The following is a 17,178-nucleotide window of genomic DNA, read 5'->3' on the forward strand; positions in this document are numbered from 1 at the left end:
GGATCGTCGCGCGAGATTCCCGCGCACGACTGCTCAGTCGGCTTCTGACCCCCACTCGTGAGCCGTCACCCGCCTTTCTCCACTCACGTCTATAAGTACAAATGAATATTTGTGTTATGGTGAGGGTGCCAGCGCATCCGAGCACCGAGGACCACGATGAGCGCAGTACCCGAACCAGAGCTCGACCGGGCGCTGCGTGCGCTCGCCGACGGGAACCGCCGGGCGATCCTGCGCGCGGTCCGCTCGGCACCGAAACCAGTGGGAACGATCGCCGAGGAGGTCGGACTCTCCCAGCAGACGACGTCGCACCACCTCGGCGTACTGGCGAAGGCGGGCCTGACCACCGGCACCCGGGAGGGCACGCGCCACCTCTACGCCGTCGACACCGACGGACTGGCCGCGGTGCGGTCGTACCTCGACGATTTCTGGCCGACGAAGCTCGCCGCCCTCAAGGCCGCTGTCGAGAGTCAGGAGAGGAGCGGCAATGGCTGAGTTCACGGACTCTGTCGACATCGCCGCCGCGCCGGAGACGGTGTTCTCCTATCTGACGACGAACGAGGGCATGACGGCGTGGATGGGCGAGTTCGCCGACCTCGATCCTCGCCGAGGCGGTCGGTTCGCTGTCGACATCGCCGGCCATCCGGTCCGCGGCGAGTTCATCGACATCGACCCGCCCCACCGTGTCGTCGTCTCCTGGGGCTTCCCCGGAAGTGCGGATCTGCCGGTCGGTGCCTCGACCGTCGAGTTCCGACTCACGGCAACCGACTCGGGCACCCGCGTTGATCTCATCCATTCGGACCTGCCTGACGCCGAGGTGCCCGGCCACGCCCACGGCTGGGCGCACTTCCTGCCGCGGCTCGTCGTCGCCGGCGCCGGTGCCGTCAACGACCCCGACGATTGGCGGCCCCTGCCGGGCTGATGATCGCACGGTTCGCCGCCGCACCACTGACGCTCCACCGCACAGGATCCACCACTCAGGTTCCATCACTCGAAGAGGAGAGAACAATGGCAGAGAACACCGCAGCGGACGTCGTGCAGCGATACCACGACGCGTGGACGAACAACCGGATCGACGAGGCGATGGCCCTCGTCGCCGACGACATCGTCTGTCGGGCACCCGGCCAGGACATCACCGGCATCGAGGCCTACACCGAGTTCATCGGCGGTTTCGCTCCGATGCTCACCGGCATCGAGGAGATCGGCGAATTCTCCGACGGGGACCGCATCGTCCGTCTCTACTATCCGCAGACCGCTGAGACCGGAACGACTCCGGCGGCCGAGCTCTTCACCGTGCGCGACGGCAAGATCACGGAGACCGTGCTCATGTTCGACCGCCTCTCCTACGGCCCTCCCCCGCAGTGATGCTGTGCCGAGCATCGCTGCCGTCATCGCCGGGCGTGAGCCGATGATGACCCCGGAGCAGACGCGCCTCGTCGACCGTGTGCGCACCGCGCTCGCGGGAGAAGCCGTCGTGCGCGAGGTCTCGATGTTCGGCGGACGTTCGTTCATGGTCTACGAGAAGCTCGCCGTGTGTGCGCTGAAGACCGGTGCCCTGCTCGCCCGCGTCGATGCCGATCGGCACGCCGAGCTGCTTGACCGCCCCGGCGCCGCGCAGGCCGAGATGGGTGCCGGGCGAACGATGGGGCCGGGCTGGATCGAAGTCGCTGCAACGGCACTCGAGCGCGAGGCCGATCTCACCCGGTGGGTCGGCCTCGCGCTCGAGCACAATCGGGCGGTCAGCGGAACACGCGGCTGATCCCGGCGCGGAGCTGCGCCGACTCTTCCTCATCGGGCGAGTTCGGTCCTACAGTGGCCACATGAGTGCGAATGCAGAGGTGACCGTCCGCCCGGTCGAATCAGCCGATGAGACCCGCTGGCGCGAGCTCTTCCGCGCCTACCGCGAGTTCTACCACCTGCCCGAATCCGAGGACGTCGTCGCTCGGGTCTGGGGCTGGGTGAGCGATCCGTCCCATGAGAGCGAGAGTCTTGTCGCCGAGGCGGATGGTCAGATCGTCGCAATCGCCGACTACCGTCGCTTCGCCCGGCCGTCGACCGGCACGACCGGGATCTGGCTCGACGATCTCTTCACTGCACCCGAGGCCCGCGGCACGGGGGCCGGGCGCGCTCTCATCGCCCGGCTCCAGGACCTCGCCGCTGCCGAAGGACGGTCCGTCGTCCGCTGGATCACCGCCGATGACAACACGCAGGCCCAGGCCCTCTACGACAAGGTCGCAACGAAAACGCACTGGCTCACCTACGACGCAGCTCCGTCTCAGCGATAGACGAGCCGGAACCGTTCGCACACGACCGGCATGTCAGGCCGAAACCCGGACGGATGGACAGCGCGCCAGAACTCCTCGTGCTCGGCTCTCCAGTGGGCCAGTGATCGATCGCCCTCGCCTTCGGCCCACGCATGCTCCGCGGTCACCTCGGCGAAGGGAAGGATCTCCACCGCCGAGGTGACGATGACTGCCCGCGGTCGGTCCCGGCCGTCGAGGACGATGTTCGCATCTCCAGCTCGGGGCAGGGGATCTCCGTCGACGTCGTAGTCGTCGAGCGCCGAGGCGGTCGCCGTCTTGACGCCGGCGAGGACGAGCGCGAGGAGGTCATCGGCCTGCGCAGGAGTCGCACCGAAGGCCCACGCCGCAGGAACGGCCGGAGGCAGAGTCGGCTCGGCCGCCCGCGCCGCGGCCCAGAAATCGGCAAGCCTCGTGTCATCCATGGAGTGACCCTACCCCGGTAGTGTTGCTCCCATGCTTGAGACAGACCTCCTGCGATTCGTCGGCGCCGCCGTCAGCCTCATCGGGCTCGGCCTCGTCATGGGCATCAGTCCGACGACGATCGCCGAGTCCCTGCGCGTCCTCACCGACGTCCCGCGGGCCAAGCGTGCGATGGGCTTCATGCTCCTCGGTCTCGTCATCGGCGCCACCGTCATCCTCCTCGCCCTCCAGGTCATCGACCCGCACACGCTCGAGACCCTCGTCAGCCGCGACGTCGAGAAGGTCCTCGTGCGCCGCGGCGTCGACCTCGCCGCAGGCGTCCTCTTCCTCATCGCCGGCATCATCATGGCCCTCCAGCTGCGCCGTCCGCCGAAGCCGAAGAAGCCGCACAAGAAGCCGACCGGCAAACCGTGGGCGATGATCGTCATCGGCGTCTCGAACACCGTCATCAGCTTCAGCGACTTCGCGACGATGTACATCGTCGCCCGCATCGTCCGCGCCGTCAGCGAGGACATCGCCGTCCGCGGCGCCACCTTCACAGTCTTCATCGCCGCGATGATCGCACCGTACGTGCTCCTCACCTGGGCGTGGAACCGCTTCCCCCGGATCTCCGACCGCATCTCCGGGTTCTTCGCCCGCCTCGCCGAGGCGGACCTGCGACCGTGGGCCACCGGCTTCACGCTGCTGGCCGGCCTCGTCTTCCTCGCCATGGGCATCTGGGGCGAGCCGAAGCTCTGAGCGGCCGTCTGCGGTCACAGAACCGAGCCCACCTCACCGTTTCGGCCGGTTCGCGACCACGAACGGTTCACCCGACGGCGTCTGCTCAGGCCGCTGCCGCCAACCGCGAACGCAGCCCGTCGATGAGAGCGGCCAACCCGAGGTCGAACGAGGGCGCCGCCCCATAGGAGTCGGCATTGTGGGTGGCGAGCGCGGCGTGGACCGCCGGGAACTCCTCCCCCGCGGCACCCTGTACCAGCAGATCTCCCGGTGCGACGATGTCGAGGGCCGATCCGAGCACATGCGCCTCGACGGTGCGCACGACGGCGATGACCTCAGATTCCGGCCAGCCGCCGCGGCGCAGCCCGGCGACGACGACGTCGTACATCGCATACGTCGACCGATCCCGGATCGACGTCGTCGCCAGCAGGCGGATGAGGTTCGGGTGCGCGGCGAAGGCCCGCAGATACGAGCGCGCCCAGAGTTCGAGAGCGACGTCCCAGGTGACAACGCCGTCCGAGCTCTTCGCCGAGGCGGACGTGCCCTGACTGTCGACGGAGCGGAATGCGCTGACGTCGATGCCGGCGACGATCTGCGCCCGCATCGCCTCGATGAGGTCGTCGCGTCCGCTGATGTGGTTGTAGAGCGAGGAGACCTGCCGGTCGACGCGGTCGGCGAGCACCCGCATCGACAGCGCCTCGGCACCGTCGGAGTCGACGAGGTCGAGGGCGGCGGCGACGAGCCTGTCCCGATTGAGCCGCATGATCACATCCTGATTCGCACTTCCCTCATGTCCGTGACGAGTGTATCGTGCTGAAGGTCACAGATACGAACAGTGTTCGTATGCACGGCAGCGAAAGGATTCCCACGGTGGCGACCACGCTCTTCTCCGGCGGCACGATCTGGTGCGGGGCAGACCGCGAACCCAGCGACGCCCTCCTCGTTGAGGACGGCATCATCGCCGCCGTCGGCGCGAGCGCCTGCGCGGACGAACTCGGCCTCGGCACCGGGGCCGACCTCGCGGCACCGGAGGGTGCCCGGCACGTCGACCTCGCCGGCGGATTCCTCATGCCCGCCTTCGGCGACGGCCACGCCCACCCCCTGTTCGGCGGCCTCGAAGCCGCCGGCCCCCAGGTGAGAGGGTGTGAGAGCGTTGAGGAGATCGTCGCCGAGGTGGCCCGCTTCGCCACCGCCCACCCCGAGGCGGAATGGATCATCGGCGCATCCTATGACGGCAGCCTCGTCGAGGGCGGGCTCTTCGATGCCCGCTGGCTCGATGCCGCCGTCAGCGACCGTCCCGTCGTCCTCCGCGCCTGGGACTATCACACGGTGTGGGTGAACTCCCGTGCCCTCGAGCTCGCCGGCATCACCGCCGAGACCCCGGATCCGGTGCTCGGGGAGATCCCCCGCCGGTCCGACGGGACGCCGCTGGGCACTCTGCGCGAATGGGGTGCCGTCGACCTCATCGCCGCCGTCCAACCACCCCAGTCCGACGACGAACGCCTCCGTGCCCTCGAGCGCGCCGCCGCCTACTATCTCGAACGCGGAGTCACGTGGGTCCAGGACGCCTGGGTCGAACCCGCCGACGTCGACACCTACCTCACCGCGGCACGCCAGGACCGCCTCGGGATCCGCTTCAATCTCGCGCTCTACGCCGATCCGCGCCGTTTCAGCACCCAGCTGCCAGTGATGATCGCATCGCGGAAGCGCGTCCGGGACGCCGCCTCACCCCTGCTCACCGCCGAGACCGTGAAGTTCTTCGCCGACGGCGTCGTCGAGAACGAGACCGGAGCGCTCCTCGAACCGTACTGCTCGTCCCTGCACAACCATGGGATGCGGGTGTGGGAGGGAGACACACTGGCCGAGGCGGTCACCGCCGTCGACGCGGCCGGCTTCCAGATCCACATCCACGCGATCGGCGATGCCGCCGTCCGCCAGGCCCTCGATGCGATCGAGTCCGCGATCACCGCCAACGGTCCGCGCGACCGGCGCCCCGTCATCGCCCACGCCCAGCTCGTCGCCGCCGCCGATCTCGATCGCTTCGCCGAACTCGGGATCATCGCCACCATGCAGCCGCTCTGGGCGCAGCTCGATGCGCTCATGACCGTGCTCACGGTGCCCCGCCTCGGCGAGGAGAGGTCCGAGGAGCAGTATCGGATGCGCACGATCCTCGAGACGGGGGCGACCCTCGCCTTCGGATCCGATTGGCCGGTGTCCTCCGGTGCCCCGCTCGAAGGCCTCGCGATCGCGACGAGTCGGCAGACGAGCGAGGGCCGACCGGTGGGCGGGTGGACTCCCGATGAGATCGTCGATCCCGCCCGTGCCCTCGACGCGTACTCGGCGAGCGTGGCCCACCAGGCCTTCGCCGACGCCGCACCGGCGCCCTGGGGTGAGATCCGTCCCGGGGCGAGCGCTGACCTCGTCATTCTCGGCACCGACCCGCGCACCCTCGGCCCGGCGGAACTCGCGGCCCTGCCCGTGCGCGCCACGTACCTGCGCGGGACCCTCCTCCACTCCTCCGACGCCGACCCGGCACAGGCCCGATAAGCCCCGGCACGGGCCCGATAACACGGAATCGATCACGCAAAGGACGATGATGTCCCACCACCCAGACCCTCAGTCACAGCCGACCCCCGCACTGTCAGCGGACGCGACCTCGGCATCCACAGGTCACCTGCGTCGCGCCCTCGGCGTGCCCTCGCTCGTCTTCTTCGGCCTCGTCTACATGGTGCCGCTCACCGTGTTCACCACGTACGGCATCGTCACCGAGATCACCGGCGGCCGCGTTCCGCTCGCCTATGTCATCACGCTCGTCGCCATGGTCTTCACCGCCCGCTCGTACGCGAAGATGTCCGCAGCGCTGCCCTTCGCGGGATCGGCGTACACGTACACGCAGAAGACGTTCGGGGCCGGAGTCGGGTTCGCCGCCGGGTGGGCACTGCTGCTCGACTACCTCTTCCTCCCGATGATCAACTACCTCGTCATCGGCCTCTACCTCTCCGCCGCCCTGCCGATGATCCCGGCCTGGGTCTTCGTGCTCACCGCGATCGTCCTCGTCACCGTCCTCAACATCATCGGCATCGTGTCCGTGGCGCGGGCGAACATCGTCATCATCGCCGCGCAGGGCATCTTCATCGTCACCTTCGCGGTCCTCTCCGCTGTCACGCTCTCCGGATCCGGCACCGTCGACCTCGCCGCACCCTTCACCGGCGACGGCTCGGTCGACGGATTCGGCGCGGTGATGGCGGGGGCGGCGATCCTCTGCTTGTCGTTCCTCGGCTTCGACGCGGTCTCGACCCTGTCGGAGGAGGCGAAGGACCCGACGACCTCGGTGCCGCGCGCGATCGTCATCGCCACCGTCACCGGCGGACTCATCTACATCGTGCTCTCGCTCATCGCGCAGCTCGTCTATCCGTCGAACGCCTTCGCCGACCCCGAATCCGGGTCCCTCGACGTCATGGCCGCGGCCGGCGGTCAGTTCCTCACGATCTTCTTCACCGCCGCCTACGTCGCAGGAGCGTGCGGGTCGGCGCTGACCTCCCAGGCCTCGGTGTCGCGGATCCTCTACGCGATGGGCCGCGACGGCGTGCTGCCCCGGGGATTCTTCGGCCGTCTGTCGAAGCGCTTCCTCACCCCGGTGTGGGCGACGATCACCGTCGGGGTCGTCTCCCTCCTCGCCCTCGCCGTCGATCTCACGTTCATCTCCGAGATGGTCAGCTTCGGGGCGCTCATGGCGTTCTCCGCGGTCAACCTCGCCGTCATCAAGCACTACTTCATCGACGGCGGGCGCCGGGGCGCCCGCGCGGTCCTCAGCTTCATCGTCCTGCCCGGCATCGGCTTCGGGCTCACCGTGTGGCTGTGGACGAGCCTGTCCCCGCGCACCCTGCTCATCGGGCTCGCGTGGCTGGCGATCGGCATCGCCTACCTCGCCGTCGTCACCCGCGGGTTCCGTCGGCCCACGCCCTCACTCGATCTCAGCGAATAGGCCGGCATCGGCGCGCTGAGCCGGCATCGTCGGAGCCGCGGTCCGCGCAGCGCCGGCTGCGCCACCGCTCAGCCGAAGATGCTCAGGTCTCCGCGCCAGCGCGGGTAGTCGGCAGGCAGTCCCTCACCGGAGAACTCGATGCTCAGGGCGGTCTCGATGTCGGTCTCGCTGAGCACGTTGATCGTCGGCAGGTCGAGGAGGAAGGCGGCGTTGACAGCTTCGAGCGCGGTTGCCGCCTCGGCGGTGTCGAAGGCCGAGCGGAAGGTCTCGTCGTCGAGATCCTCCTCGATCGCACGGACGACGAGGTCGAGGTGCTCGCGGGCACCGATGAGCTTGAGCCCCTGCAGCGCGAGCTCCCTCGCCGTGCGGGGCACGCGGTCGCGGTACCAGGCCCACCCGCGCTCGGTCACCGCGGCCTGGTAGAGGTCGACGTAGCTGCTGCGGACGGAGTCGCGGGAGAGATCCTCGATCGTCGCCGCGCGGTCGAGCGAGCGGGCGACGAGTTCGCGATTGCAGTCGACGACCTCGGCCGGTGTCCCGTCGAGTGCCGCCTTCGTCAGCAGCACGGGGTGCGAGGTGTCGGTCGTGCATTGGAGGATGTCGTCGACCTCGGTGTATTCGATGCGGTCGTAGGCCACGCTGTCGTCATTCATGCCCCGACGGTAGGTCCGCCACATGAACAACAGGTGACATGGACCACAATGTCGTTCGAGAGGTCCGGTCAGCCGTCCGCCCGGCTGCTGACGACCGTGAACTTCGCGGTGCGCGCCAGCTGCTCGCTCGGACCGATGAGCGACTCGAGCCGGTCACGGTAGCGCAGATGAGAGTTGAAGACCGTGACCACCCGTCCGCCGGATCGCAGGTGCGCGGCCGCGGTGCGCATGAGCGCGCCTGCCGTGTCCGTCTCGATGGCCGTGCCGTGGTGGAACGGCGGGTTGAGGAGGATGAGGTCGAACTCCCCGGTGAGAGCATCGGCGTCGGTGGCATCGGCGAGGATCGTCGCGATGTCGAGTCCGTTGGCCGCCGCCGTCTCCTGCGCCGAGGCGACCGCCGCCCGGGAGATGTCGACGCCGACTCCCGTGCCCGCCCCCGTCACGCGCAGTGCCGCGGTGAGCAGCCACCCGTTGCCGACGCCGAGGTCGAGAACGGAGGCCGGACGGGTCAGGGCGGCCGGCGCATCCGGGGCGGCGCCCGCCTCGGCGAAGGCGGTGAGCAGAAGCGTCGACCCCTCGTCGGCTTTCGTCCCGGAGAAGCACGCCCCGTGAGCGCTGACCTCGAGGGGGCCGGTCGCGGTCGCCTCGATCGTGCCGCGGCGCGGGAAGGTCGTCAGCGACGGTGTCGACAGCGGGCGGCTGCCGATGATGAGCCGGTGCTTCCCGACGCCCGGGGAGACGTCGACCCGGCCGAACCCGCGCGCGAGCTCCTTGTTCACCGCCCGGCTCATGACGTCGCTGCGGCCGATGACGATGAGCGTCGACACGAGCGGTTGGAGCACGGCGACGACCTCGGCGAGGGCGCTCGTCGCTTTCGGCGCGTTGACGACCGCCCACACCTCAGGCTCCTCGTGGGCCTCGGACGAGTGTGCGGCTTCCACCTCGGCGAGCCGCGTGGACACGTATCGTCCCAGGTCAGCGACCACCTCGGCGCCGGGAGCCGCAGCGGTCACGGCCTCCGCTTCGTCGAGACGGTCATTGAAGGTCGCGACGGGAGCGAACTCGCTGAGCACGCGCGCCTGCAGACCGTGCGGGTCGTCGACGACGATGATCCGGGCAGGGGCATCGGCGGGTGAGGCGTGCGTGCCGTCGGTCGTCCGACCGGAGACATCGAGGACCCCGCCGCGGCGTCCGATGACGTAGTCGGCGAGCAGCCTGGCCTGCGGCAGACCCGGGGTCTGCGCGGTCAGCGGCAGACGGGCGAGGATCTCGTCGCGGGTGCGCAGAGCCTGGGAGTCGGGGGCGAGGAGGGAGCCGGGCATCCGCTCAGTCTAGTGCGGCGAGGTCATGGCCGCGCTCACGCCAGGTGAGATGTGCTACTAATTGAGGGAGCTCGAATCCCCACACGCATCCAGGAGTGAACATGACCATCCTCGTCGGCTATTCCCCCTCGCCCGAAGGCAAGGCCGCGGTCGCATTCGGCATCGAACAGGCCCGGGCGTTCGACGACACCGTCATCGTGCTCAATGCCGGCATCGGTGAGACTCCCGACGAGCGCGGCGTGGCGACGAACGCCGACATGGAAGAGCTCAAGACGACCCTGCGCGACTCGGAGGTCTCCCACGAGATCCTCCAGTTCCTCCGCGGCAACGATCCCGTCGAAGAGCTCCTGGCGCTGGCCGAGGCGACCGACGACACCCGCATGATCGTCATCGGCTCCCGCCGCCGCTCCCCCGTCGGCAAGCTCATCATGGGCTCGACGGCGCAGCGGATCATCCTCGAAGCCGAGGTGCCCGTCGTCTCCGTCAAGGCGCAGAGCACCCGGTGACGACCATGGACACGACTCCTGCAGTCGTGTATGGTCTAACTTCTGCGCCACCTCGGCGCAGTTGACACCCACTGCCCCGCCACCTCGGCGCGGCACAGATACGAAGGACGACACTGATGGCCACTCTCGCTCTGCAGCGTGAGCAGAAGGGATCGACGCACGTCGAATCCCGCCGTCAGCCGGCCCTTCGGTCGCGCGACATCTGACTCCGACGTCAGATTGCCCCGCACCGATCACCGGTCCGGGGCTTTTCTCTTCTCGCAGCTGTGTCCTCCTTGGCCTCTGCGGTGGTGATCGTCCCGGACATCACCACTGAAGAAGGCAAGGAAAGGAACAATGGAGAAACTCGACAGACGGCTCATCTCCTGGGCCTCTCTCCTCGATGAGAGGACCCGGGAGCAGGCGCACCAGACGGCGCGCATGCCGTTCATCTACCCGCACCTCGCGCTCATGCCCGATGCCCACCTGGGCAAGGGCGCGACCGTGGGGTCGGTCATCCCGACGCTCGGCGCGATCATCCCGGCCGCCGTCGGGGTCGACATCGGCTGCGGCATGATCGCGGTGCGTACCCAGTTCACCCGGTCCGAGCTCGCGGCGCGCGACCTCACAGCGCTGCGGGAGGCGATCGAGCGCGCCGTGCCGACCTCTGCCGGGGCGTACAACCGGAAGATCGTCGCCACCGCGGCCCCGCGCATCACCGAACTCGAGGAGCTCGCGGAGAAGGCAGGCTTCGACCCCGCCTCCTACGCCGGGCACTGGCGCCACCAGCTGGGATCCCTGAGGTCGGGCAATCACTTCATCGAGGTCTCCGTCGACGAGGCCGACCGGGTGTGGATGTTCCTCCACTCCGGATCCCGGGGCATCGGGAACAAGATCGCGACTTTCCACATCAAGGTCGCCGCGAGGCTCAACCGTCAGTGGTGGATCGATCTGCCCGACCCCGATCTCGCCTACCTCGTCGAGGGCACTCCTGAGTTCACCGCTTACATCAGGCAGCTGAAGTGGGCCCAGCACTTCGCGCTGCTCAATCGTGAGGAGATGATGGATCGGGTGGCCAGGCAGCTGTCCGAGACGATGGGTGAGCCCGTTGTCGAGGCGGAGCGGATCAACTGCCACCACAACTTCACGCAGTCCGAGGAGCACTTCGGCAAACGGGTGTGGGTGTCGCGGAAGGGCGCGATCGAGGCCGATGCCGGTCGGCTCGGGCTCATCCCCGGCTCCATGGGCACGGCCTCCTACGTCGTGGCCGGAAAGGGCGACCCGGTGTCGCTCAACTCCTCCCCGCACGGCGCAGGCCGGCAGTTCTCCCGGAGCGCTGCGCGGAAGACGTTCACGCAGGAGCAGCTGCGGGAGGCGATGGTCGGCATCGAGTACCGCGACACGGATGCCTTCATCGATGAGATCCCGCAGGCGTACAAGCCGATCGACCAGGTGATGGCCGATGCGGACCCGCTCGTCGAGGTTCGGCACACCCTGCGGCAGCTCGTCAACGTCAAGGGAGACTGAGAGCCCCGAGGCGGGGCCTGCGCACTGTGACATGTGCACAGGCCCCGCCTCGGCGGTTGGGGTCCGCTCGCTTCCTGGGACTCGGGTCACCCGTCGCCGTCGGCGGCACCCGTCTGCGCGAAGGACTGCCGATACTGGGATGGGCTCGTGCCCACCGCGCGTCGGAAGTGCTCGCGCAATTGGGTGGCTGAGGCATAGCCGACCTTCCGTCCGATCGCATCGACCGAGAGGTCGCTGACCTCGAGGAGCTCCTGCGCGGCCCGGATCCGCTCCTGCGTGAGCCACTGCAGCGGAGTCGACCCGATCTCCTGCTGGAAACGACGCCCCAGGTGACGCACCGACAGATTCGCGTGGCGGGCCAGAGCGGCCGCATCGATGTCCTCGCCGAGGTGGTTCGCCGCCCACTCGAGCGTGGCCGACAGTCCTGAGTCCGGAGTCGGCGGCAGCGGGCGGGCGACGAACTGGAGCTGATTGCCGTGACGGGTGGGAGCGACGACCATCCGGCGGGCGATCGCCGCCGCCGTGCCCGCCCCGAGCTCCCGCCGCACGATGTGCAGGCAGGTGTCGATCGCTGCGGCGGTTCCGGCCGCGGTGATGATCTGACCGACGTCGGTGAAGAGATTCGCCTCGACGACGTCGACCCGCGGGAAGTCCCTGGCCAGCTGCTCCGTGAACAGCCAGTGCGTGCTCGCACGGTGCCCGTCGAGGAGTCCCGCACCGGCCAGCAGGAACGCCCCGCTGCAGAGAGAGACGATGACGGATCCGGCGGCGTGTGCTCGGCGCAGCGCTCGACGTTCCGCCTCGGTGCCGGTGTGGGGCAGAGTCGCACTGACGATGACAACATCCGCCCCGATGAGACCGTCGAGGCCATGAGTGGATTCGACTCGGACTGCCGACACATGCTTCGTCCGCAGCCACCCCGGCCCGCCCTCTGAGCAGACCCGATAGTCGATCGGCGGCACCCCCGCAGCGGTCCGGTCGATCCCGAAGACCTCGGCCGTGACGCCGAATTCGAAGAGGGAGAGTCCGTCTCTGACGAGCACCGCTGCAGTCCACATCGTTCCAGTATGACCGAAATCCGGTGATCCATGTCGTTTCGGCCACTCGTCGGCACAGGGCCTCAGCGGTTGAGTGGAGCCATGACATCTCACCAGCAGCCAGCGGCCGCTCATCAGTCGTCGACACCATCGTCACGCAGACACACTTCCGGGTGGGTGCGGATCGCGGCACTGAGTTCAGGCGTGGCCGCAGGACTCGCCTCCGTCGTCGGGGCCGGGCTCATCGCGGTGCCCGCCGCGGTGCTCCACGAGACGGGCAGTGGCGCCGTCCTCACCTGGCTGGTCGCAGCATTGGCGTGCCTGCCCATGATCATGCTCTTCCGCGACACCGTTGTCGGGTCCGCCCGCAGCGCGGATCCGCTGCGCGCGACGATCCGCGCCGGACTCGGACATCGCGCCGCGGCCATGGTGCCGCTGATGTTCACGATGGTCGTAGTCGTCGGACTGCCCTCGGGCGCGGTCATGGCCGCGCGCAACCTCACGGCGATCGTGCGGGCGCCCGTGCCTGAGATCGCACTCGCCGCTCTCCTCCTCGGCGTTGCCGTCGCGATCAATCTGCGCGGTCGGACGCTCGGCAGCGCAGTCGAGCGCAGCGGCGCAGTAGTGCTCGTCGCGGCCCTCATCGGCGTCGTCACGTGGTCGCTGCTCCACCCGACGCGCTCACCCGACGTCCTCCCCGACGGCCCGGCGCTCGCGCTCGTGCCTGCAGGGGCGCTCATCGCCTTCTGGGCGTTCATCGGGTTCGAGAACCTCACCTTCCTCGCTCGCGAACTGCCCGATCCTCGTCGCGACTTCGCTCCGGTGGCGATGACGACCCTGGCACTCCTGCTCGTGCTTGTCCTCGCCCTCACACTGGCCGTCGTCGTCCAGACCGCTCAAGCGGATCCGGTCACCGGAGTCGTCGATGCCGTGCGGTCCACGCCGTGGGGCGGGACGGTCGCCGGAGTGCTCGCCGCCTCGGGACTGCTGGGCATGGCGCTCAACGCCGTGGCCTGGACGCGGGGTGTGGGCTCGGTCATCTCCGCGGCGGCCGCCGACGGGATCCTGCCTCGGGCATTCGCCGCTGCCCCCGATGCGGCTCCGCGTCGCGCCGTTCTGCTGCTGAGCACCGGCTTCACGGTGTCGCTGACGATTCTCCTCGTGCGACCCGACCTCGTCGTCGACATGCTCGGCGCGGCCAGCGGCGTCTTCGTGCTCATCTACATCATGTGCATCGTCGCCTACGTCCGCACAGTCGGCCTGCGGGTATGGAGCGTGGCGAATCTTCTGCTCGTGCCCCTCATGGCCTGGACGCTCATCTCCTCGGGGAGCCGGGCGATCTTCCCCGTCGCCGTTCTCCTCGTCGCCGCGGTCGTCGCCGTCGTCCGGACGAGGACCGGCTCACTCGCCGACGATCGCTGAGACGAGGGCGTCGACGTCCTCCGGCGTCGTGTCGAAGGCGCACATGAGGCGGACGACGTTCGGCTGCAGCGGCCAGTCGGCGAAGGCGAAGCGCTGTCGGGTGCGGGCGGCCACCTCGGCGGGCATGCGAACGAACACGACGTTCGCCTCCACCGCCTGGACCACGGAGAGCCCGGGCACACGGTTGTCAGCGGCCACCTCGGCGAGTCGATCGGCAAGGTGCACGGCCATGTCGTTGGCGTGATTCGCCGAGGTGCGCCACAGCTCACCGTCATAGAGAGCGCCCAGCTGGGCGGAGAGGAAGCGCATCTTCGACGACAGCTGCAGGTTCATCTTCCGCAGGAACCGCATCCCCTGCCCGATCTCGGGGTTGAGGACGACGACCGCCTCGGCGCCGAGGAGGCCGTTCTTCGTCCCGCCCAGGCTGAGGATGTCGACGCCGACGTCGGTGGTGAGCTCGCCGAGGCCGGTGCCGAGGAACGCTGCCGCATTGCCGAGGCGGGAGCCGTCGATGTGGAGGATCATGCCCTGGTCGTGGGCCGCCTCGGCGATCGCGCGGATCTCCTCGGGCGTGTACGTCGTGCCCCATTCCGTCGACTGCGCGATGCTCACGGCCAAGGGCTGGGCATTGTGCTCGCTGCCGCGGCCGATCACGGCGGCGGCGATAATGTCCGGGGTGAGCTTGCCGTCGACGGTCGGGGCGCCGATGATCTTCAGTCCGCCGACCTTCTCGGGGGCGCCCGTCTCGTCGTAGTTGATGTGGGCGCTGACGGCGGTGATGACGGCCGCCCACCGCGGCAGCGCGGACTGCAGGGCGAGCACGTTGGCGCCGGTGCCGTTGAAGACGGGGAACGATTGCGCATCGGGACCGAAGTGCCCGCGCATGACCTCGTGGAAGTGCGCCGTCCACGGATCACCGCCGTAGGCCGGAGTGTGGCCGACGTTGGCCTCGGTCAGCGCCGCCATCACTTCGGGATGGGCGCCGGCCCAGTTGTCGGACCCGAAGTTGCGCGGGTGATCGGCGGGATCGGAGCTGACGACGGGCGCGGTGACGGTGGTGGCGTTCTTCTGTGCTTCAGCGGTCGCGGATGAGGGCGTGGCGTCATTGTTCACCCGCTCAGCGTATCGCTGTCAGTGAGCAGACAGCGAAGAGGGAGCGACCGCGGTCGCTCCCTCTTCATTCCCCCTCAGGTGGTGCTCGGTCGGATCAGCTGTCTGCGCTGATCTTCCGACGCCGGACGAGTGCCATCGTCACGAGACCGGCCACGAGCAGTGCTGCGCCTGCGGCGAGCGTGCCGAAGCTGTCGACACCGGTCCGGGGCAGGTCGCCGCCAGGGCCGGGAGCCGTCGGCTTGTCGGTCGGAGTGTCGCCCGGTCCGGGAGCCGTCGGGGTCTCAGTCGGGGTGCCCGTCGGAGTCTCGGTCGGGGTCTCGGTGGGAGTTTCCGTCGGAGTCTCAGTCGGGGTCTCAGTCGGAGTCTCCGTCGGAGTCTCGGTCGGGGTCTCAGTCGGGGTCTCGGTCGGAGTTTCTGTCGGGGTCTCCGTCGGAGTCTCCGTGGGAGTTTCCGTCGGAGTCTCGGTCGGGGTGGGCTCTTCGTCACCGTCGCCGGTGCCGCCGCCGCCCTGGCGCACGACCTTGCCCTTCTTGATCACGGTCTCTTCGCCCTCGATCTCGAACTTCGCCGAGTTCGTGTACGAGTCAGACTTGCCGCCGTCGGTGACGGTCGTGCGGTAGATGACGGCGTAGACCCAGCCCTCTTCCGAGGTGAAGTTCACGGTCGCGCCATCGTCAGAGACGGTGTAGAAGTCCTGGGGCTTCGGTCCCCAGCCCACGGGCTGACCGTTCTCGTTGAACGTGTTCGTCCCCGACAGACGGGTCTCGCCCGGGATCAGCTCGATGTTCTCGCCGCCGAGGTCGGTGACGGTGACCTTCTGGCCGCCCTTCATGCCGCCGGCGGGCGACTTGATGTTGACGTGCCACTGGATGTAGTTCTCGTCGTAGTTGTAGTTGCCCCACTTGTACGAGTCCTGACCCTTCCACTCGCAGTCGCCGACGCACGGGCCATCGGGCGGAGTGACGGTCACGGTGTCCGAGACGTCGCCGAAGTCGTAGGTGACTTCCTTGGTCTCGGTGGTCTCGGTCTGCACCGACACCCAGAAGTAGAACGTGCCCTGGATGTTGAGCGGGTTCGCGTTGAGGTAGTCCGAATCGAGATCGCAGTAGAGCTGCGTCTCGGTCACGGTGCACTGTCCCATGGTCACGCCATCGGGATCCTTGAGTTCGAAGGAATCAGTGCGTCCCTGGAGCTCGTCGGGAAGATCGACGACGAAGCCGGCGGGCGTCTGAGGATTGTCGGGAAGGCTCCACGTGCCGTCGATGCGAGCAGTCGAGCCGCTCTTGATCGATTCCTCGTGGAACTTCAGCGAATCGATGTTCGCGTTCGTCTGGTATGGCGGTGCTGCCACAGCGGGGATCGCAATCAGCGCGGTTGCCACGAGGGCAAGCATCGCAAGGATTGCGGCAGCTGCGCGAGATGTCGCAGTTGTCATGTGATTCCTTTGTGTTGGTCGACGCAGACCGGCACCAAGGGTGCAATCCGGGAGGGGGACCGGGGCCAGCATCGAACGGGGACTGAGCTTCCAAGGTAACAACTTGGATACGATCTCCACAAATCATGCAAGTTTCCCGGGTGTGGCGGATCGCGATGGTTGCGCCCGAGACCGGGCGACCGCCCCGGCGCGAGGCGCGCACAGGACCGGGCGACCGCCTCGGCGCGAGGCGCGCACAAGACCGGGCGACCGCCTCGGCGAGGAGAGGCCCGGACAGCACGAAGCCCGCCTCCGGGTCAGCGGAGGCGGGCTTCGGACGGATCGCCGCGGAGCGCACTCAGCGCACCGCGGCAGCGCCTGATGTCGCAGACCGACGGTCAGCGCATCAGGCGCGCAGGCTCACTTGGCGTTGAGGAGTTCGCGCATGAGCTCAGCGGTCTCGGTCGGGGTCTTGCCGACCTTGACGCCTGCGGCTTCGAGCGCTTCCTTCTTCGCCTGGGCGGTGCCCGAGGAACCGGAGACGATGGCGCCGGCGTGGCCCATGGTCTTGCCCTCGGGGGCGGTGAAGCCGGCGACGTAGCCGACGACCGGCTTCGTCACGTTCTCCTTGATGTAGGCCGCGGCGCGCTCCTCGGCGTCGCCGCCGATCTCGCCGATCATGACGATCGCCTCGGTCTCCGGGTCGGCCTCGAACGCCTCGAGGGCGTCGATGTGCGTCGTGCCGATGACGGGGTCACCGCCGATGCCGATCGCGGTCGAGAA

18 protein-coding genes and 1 pseudogene are annotated in these 17,178 nt (G+C 68.5%); 11 read left to right on the top strand and 8 right to left on the bottom strand.

The genetic code is table 11. The features are described from left to right. The first annotated feature begins 156 nt into the window (after positions 1–156). The 5 genes from FFS20_RS13735 to FFS20_RS13755 all read left to right on the top strand — a co-directional run bounded on the left by FFS20_RS13735 (position 157) and on the right by FFS20_RS13755 (position 2,282). Positions 157–492: a metalloregulator ArsR/SmtB family transcription factor gene (locus FFS20_RS13735; protein WP_137826400.1), complete on the top strand. Its 336-nt coding sequence runs from the start codon at positions 157–159 to the stop codon at positions 490–492. Further along, the gene (locus FFS20_RS13740; protein WP_137826401.1) at positions 485–919 is read left to right on the top strand and encodes an SRPBCC domain-containing protein; all 435 of its coding nucleotides are present in this window, start codon (positions 485–487) and stop codon (positions 917–919) included. The genes FFS20_RS13735 and FFS20_RS13740 overlap by 8 nt, the downstream gene beginning before the upstream one ends. Before the next feature lie 86 nt (positions 920–1,005). Then, positions 1,006–1,362: a nuclear transport factor 2 family protein gene (locus FFS20_RS13745; RefSeq protein WP_137826402.1), complete on the top strand. Its 357-nt coding sequence runs from the start codon at positions 1,006–1,008 to the stop codon at positions 1,360–1,362. Positions 1,363–1,366: 4 nt separating this feature from the next. Continuing rightward, the gene (locus tag FFS20_RS13750; RefSeq protein WP_249356857.1) at positions 1,367–1,756 is read left to right on the top strand and encodes a TfoX/Sxy family protein; all 390 of its coding nucleotides are present in this window, start codon (positions 1,367–1,369) and stop codon (positions 1,754–1,756) included. 61 nt (positions 1,757–1,817) lie between these two features. Then, positions 1,818–2,282: a GNAT family N-acetyltransferase gene (locus FFS20_RS13755; RefSeq protein ID WP_137826403.1), complete on the top strand. Its 465-nt coding sequence runs from the start codon at positions 1,818–1,820 to the stop codon at positions 2,280–2,282. Here FFS20_RS13755 and FFS20_RS13760 read toward each other — a convergent pair. Further along, positions 2,273–2,722 carry an ASCH domain-containing protein gene (locus FFS20_RS13760; RefSeq protein WP_137826404.1) on the bottom strand — a complete coding sequence of 150 codons (450 nt, stop codon included), beginning with the start codon at positions 2,720–2,722 and terminating at the stop codon, positions 2,273–2,275. The two genes, FFS20_RS13755 and FFS20_RS13760, sit on opposite strands and share 10 nt — an antisense overlap. Before the next feature lie 31 nt (positions 2,723–2,753). On the opposite strand from FFS20_RS13760, the gene FFS20_RS13765 reads away from it, so the two are divergent. Further along, a complete protein-coding gene (locus tag FFS20_RS13765) occupies positions 2,754–3,458 on the top strand; it encodes a hypothetical protein (RefSeq protein ID WP_137826405.1) in 705 nt (234 codons plus the stop codon). An 85-nt stretch (positions 3,459–3,543) separates the two neighbouring features. Here the strand turns inward: FFS20_RS13765 and FFS20_RS13770 are convergent, their stop codons facing one another. Continuing rightward, on the bottom strand, positions 3,544–4,200 hold the full coding sequence (locus FFS20_RS13770) for a TetR/AcrR family transcriptional regulator C-terminal domain-containing protein (protein ID WP_137826406.1): 657 nt from the start codon (positions 4,198–4,200) through the stop codon (positions 3,544–3,546). A gap of 107 nt (positions 4,201–4,307) precedes the next feature. Between FFS20_RS13770 and FFS20_RS13775 the strand changes: the two genes are divergently transcribed. Further along, positions 4,308–5,984, top strand: coding sequence for an amidohydrolase (locus tag FFS20_RS13775; protein ID WP_137826407.1), 1,677 nt, complete (start codon positions 4,308–4,310; stop codon positions 5,982–5,984). 49 nt (positions 5,985–6,033) lie between these two features. Next, a complete protein-coding gene (locus FFS20_RS13780) occupies positions 6,034–7,422 on the top strand; it encodes an amino acid permease (RefSeq protein ID WP_249356858.1) in 1,389 nt (462 codons plus the stop codon). 68 nt (positions 7,423–7,490) lie between these two features. Here FFS20_RS13780 and FFS20_RS13785 read toward each other — a convergent pair whose 3' ends face one another. Continuing rightward, positions 7,491–8,075 carry a hypothetical protein gene (locus FFS20_RS13785; RefSeq protein WP_137826408.1) on the bottom strand — a complete coding sequence of 195 codons (585 nt, stop codon included), beginning with the start codon at positions 8,073–8,075 and terminating at the stop codon, positions 7,491–7,493. 68 nt (positions 8,076–8,143) lie between these two features. Then, a complete protein-coding gene (locus tag FFS20_RS13790) occupies positions 8,144–9,397 on the bottom strand; it encodes a methyltransferase (RefSeq protein ID WP_137826409.1) in 1,254 nt (417 codons plus the stop codon). A 101-nt stretch (positions 9,398–9,498) separates the two neighbouring features. Here FFS20_RS13790 and FFS20_RS13795 point away from each other — a divergent pair, with 101 nt between their 5' ends. Both FFS20_RS13795 and FFS20_RS13800 read left to right on the top strand, forming a co-directional pair. Further along, a complete protein-coding gene (locus tag FFS20_RS13795) occupies positions 9,499–9,903 on the top strand; it encodes a universal stress protein (protein ID WP_137826410.1) in 405 nt (134 codons plus the stop codon). Between the two features lie 336 nt (positions 9,904–10,239). Beyond that, entirely contained in the window at positions 10,240–11,409 is a 1,170-nt protein-coding gene (locus FFS20_RS13800; RefSeq protein WP_137826411.1) for an RtcB family protein, read from the top strand. A gap of 86 nt (positions 11,410–11,495) precedes the next feature. Here FFS20_RS13800 and FFS20_RS13805 read toward each other — a convergent pair whose 3' ends face one another. Continuing rightward, complete coding sequence (locus FFS20_RS13805) at positions 11,496–12,467, bottom strand: helix-turn-helix domain-containing protein (protein WP_171007085.1); 972 nt, start codon at positions 12,465–12,467, stop codon at positions 11,496–11,498. A gap of 81 nt (positions 12,468–12,548) precedes the next feature. Between FFS20_RS13805 and FFS20_RS13810 the strand changes: the two genes are divergently transcribed. Continuing rightward, positions 12,549–13,868: an amino acid permease gene (locus FFS20_RS13810; RefSeq protein ID WP_283202134.1), complete on the top strand. Its 1,320-nt coding sequence runs from the start codon at positions 12,549–12,551 to the stop codon at positions 13,866–13,868. Here FFS20_RS13810 and FFS20_RS13815 read toward each other — a convergent pair. The 3 genes and pseudogenes from FFS20_RS13815 to FFS20_RS13825 form a co-directional block, all read right to left on the bottom strand. Then, positions 13,848–14,981 (bottom strand): beta-eliminating lyase-related protein, encoded by a 1,134-nt coding sequence (locus FFS20_RS13815; RefSeq protein ID WP_137826414.1) that lies wholly within the window; start codon positions 14,979–14,981, stop codon positions 13,848–13,850. The genes FFS20_RS13810 and FFS20_RS13815 overlap by 21 nt on opposite strands. Positions 14,982–15,075: 94 nt before the next feature. Continuing rightward, positions 15,076–16,416, bottom strand: coding sequence for a collagen binding domain-containing protein (locus FFS20_RS18125; RefSeq protein WP_212743343.1), 1,341 nt, complete (start codon positions 16,414–16,416; stop codon positions 15,076–15,078). 399 nt (positions 16,417–16,815) lie between these two features. Further along, positions 16,816–17,178 (bottom strand): annotated as a pseudogene (locus FFS20_RS13825) (succinate--CoA ligase subunit alpha); the annotation flags it as partial.

This window comes from Brevibacterium sp. 2SA (genome assembly GCF_005502845.1).
In the GTDB taxonomy this organism is placed as follows: Bacteria; Actinomycetota; Actinomycetes; order Actinomycetales; family Brevibacteriaceae; genus Brevibacterium.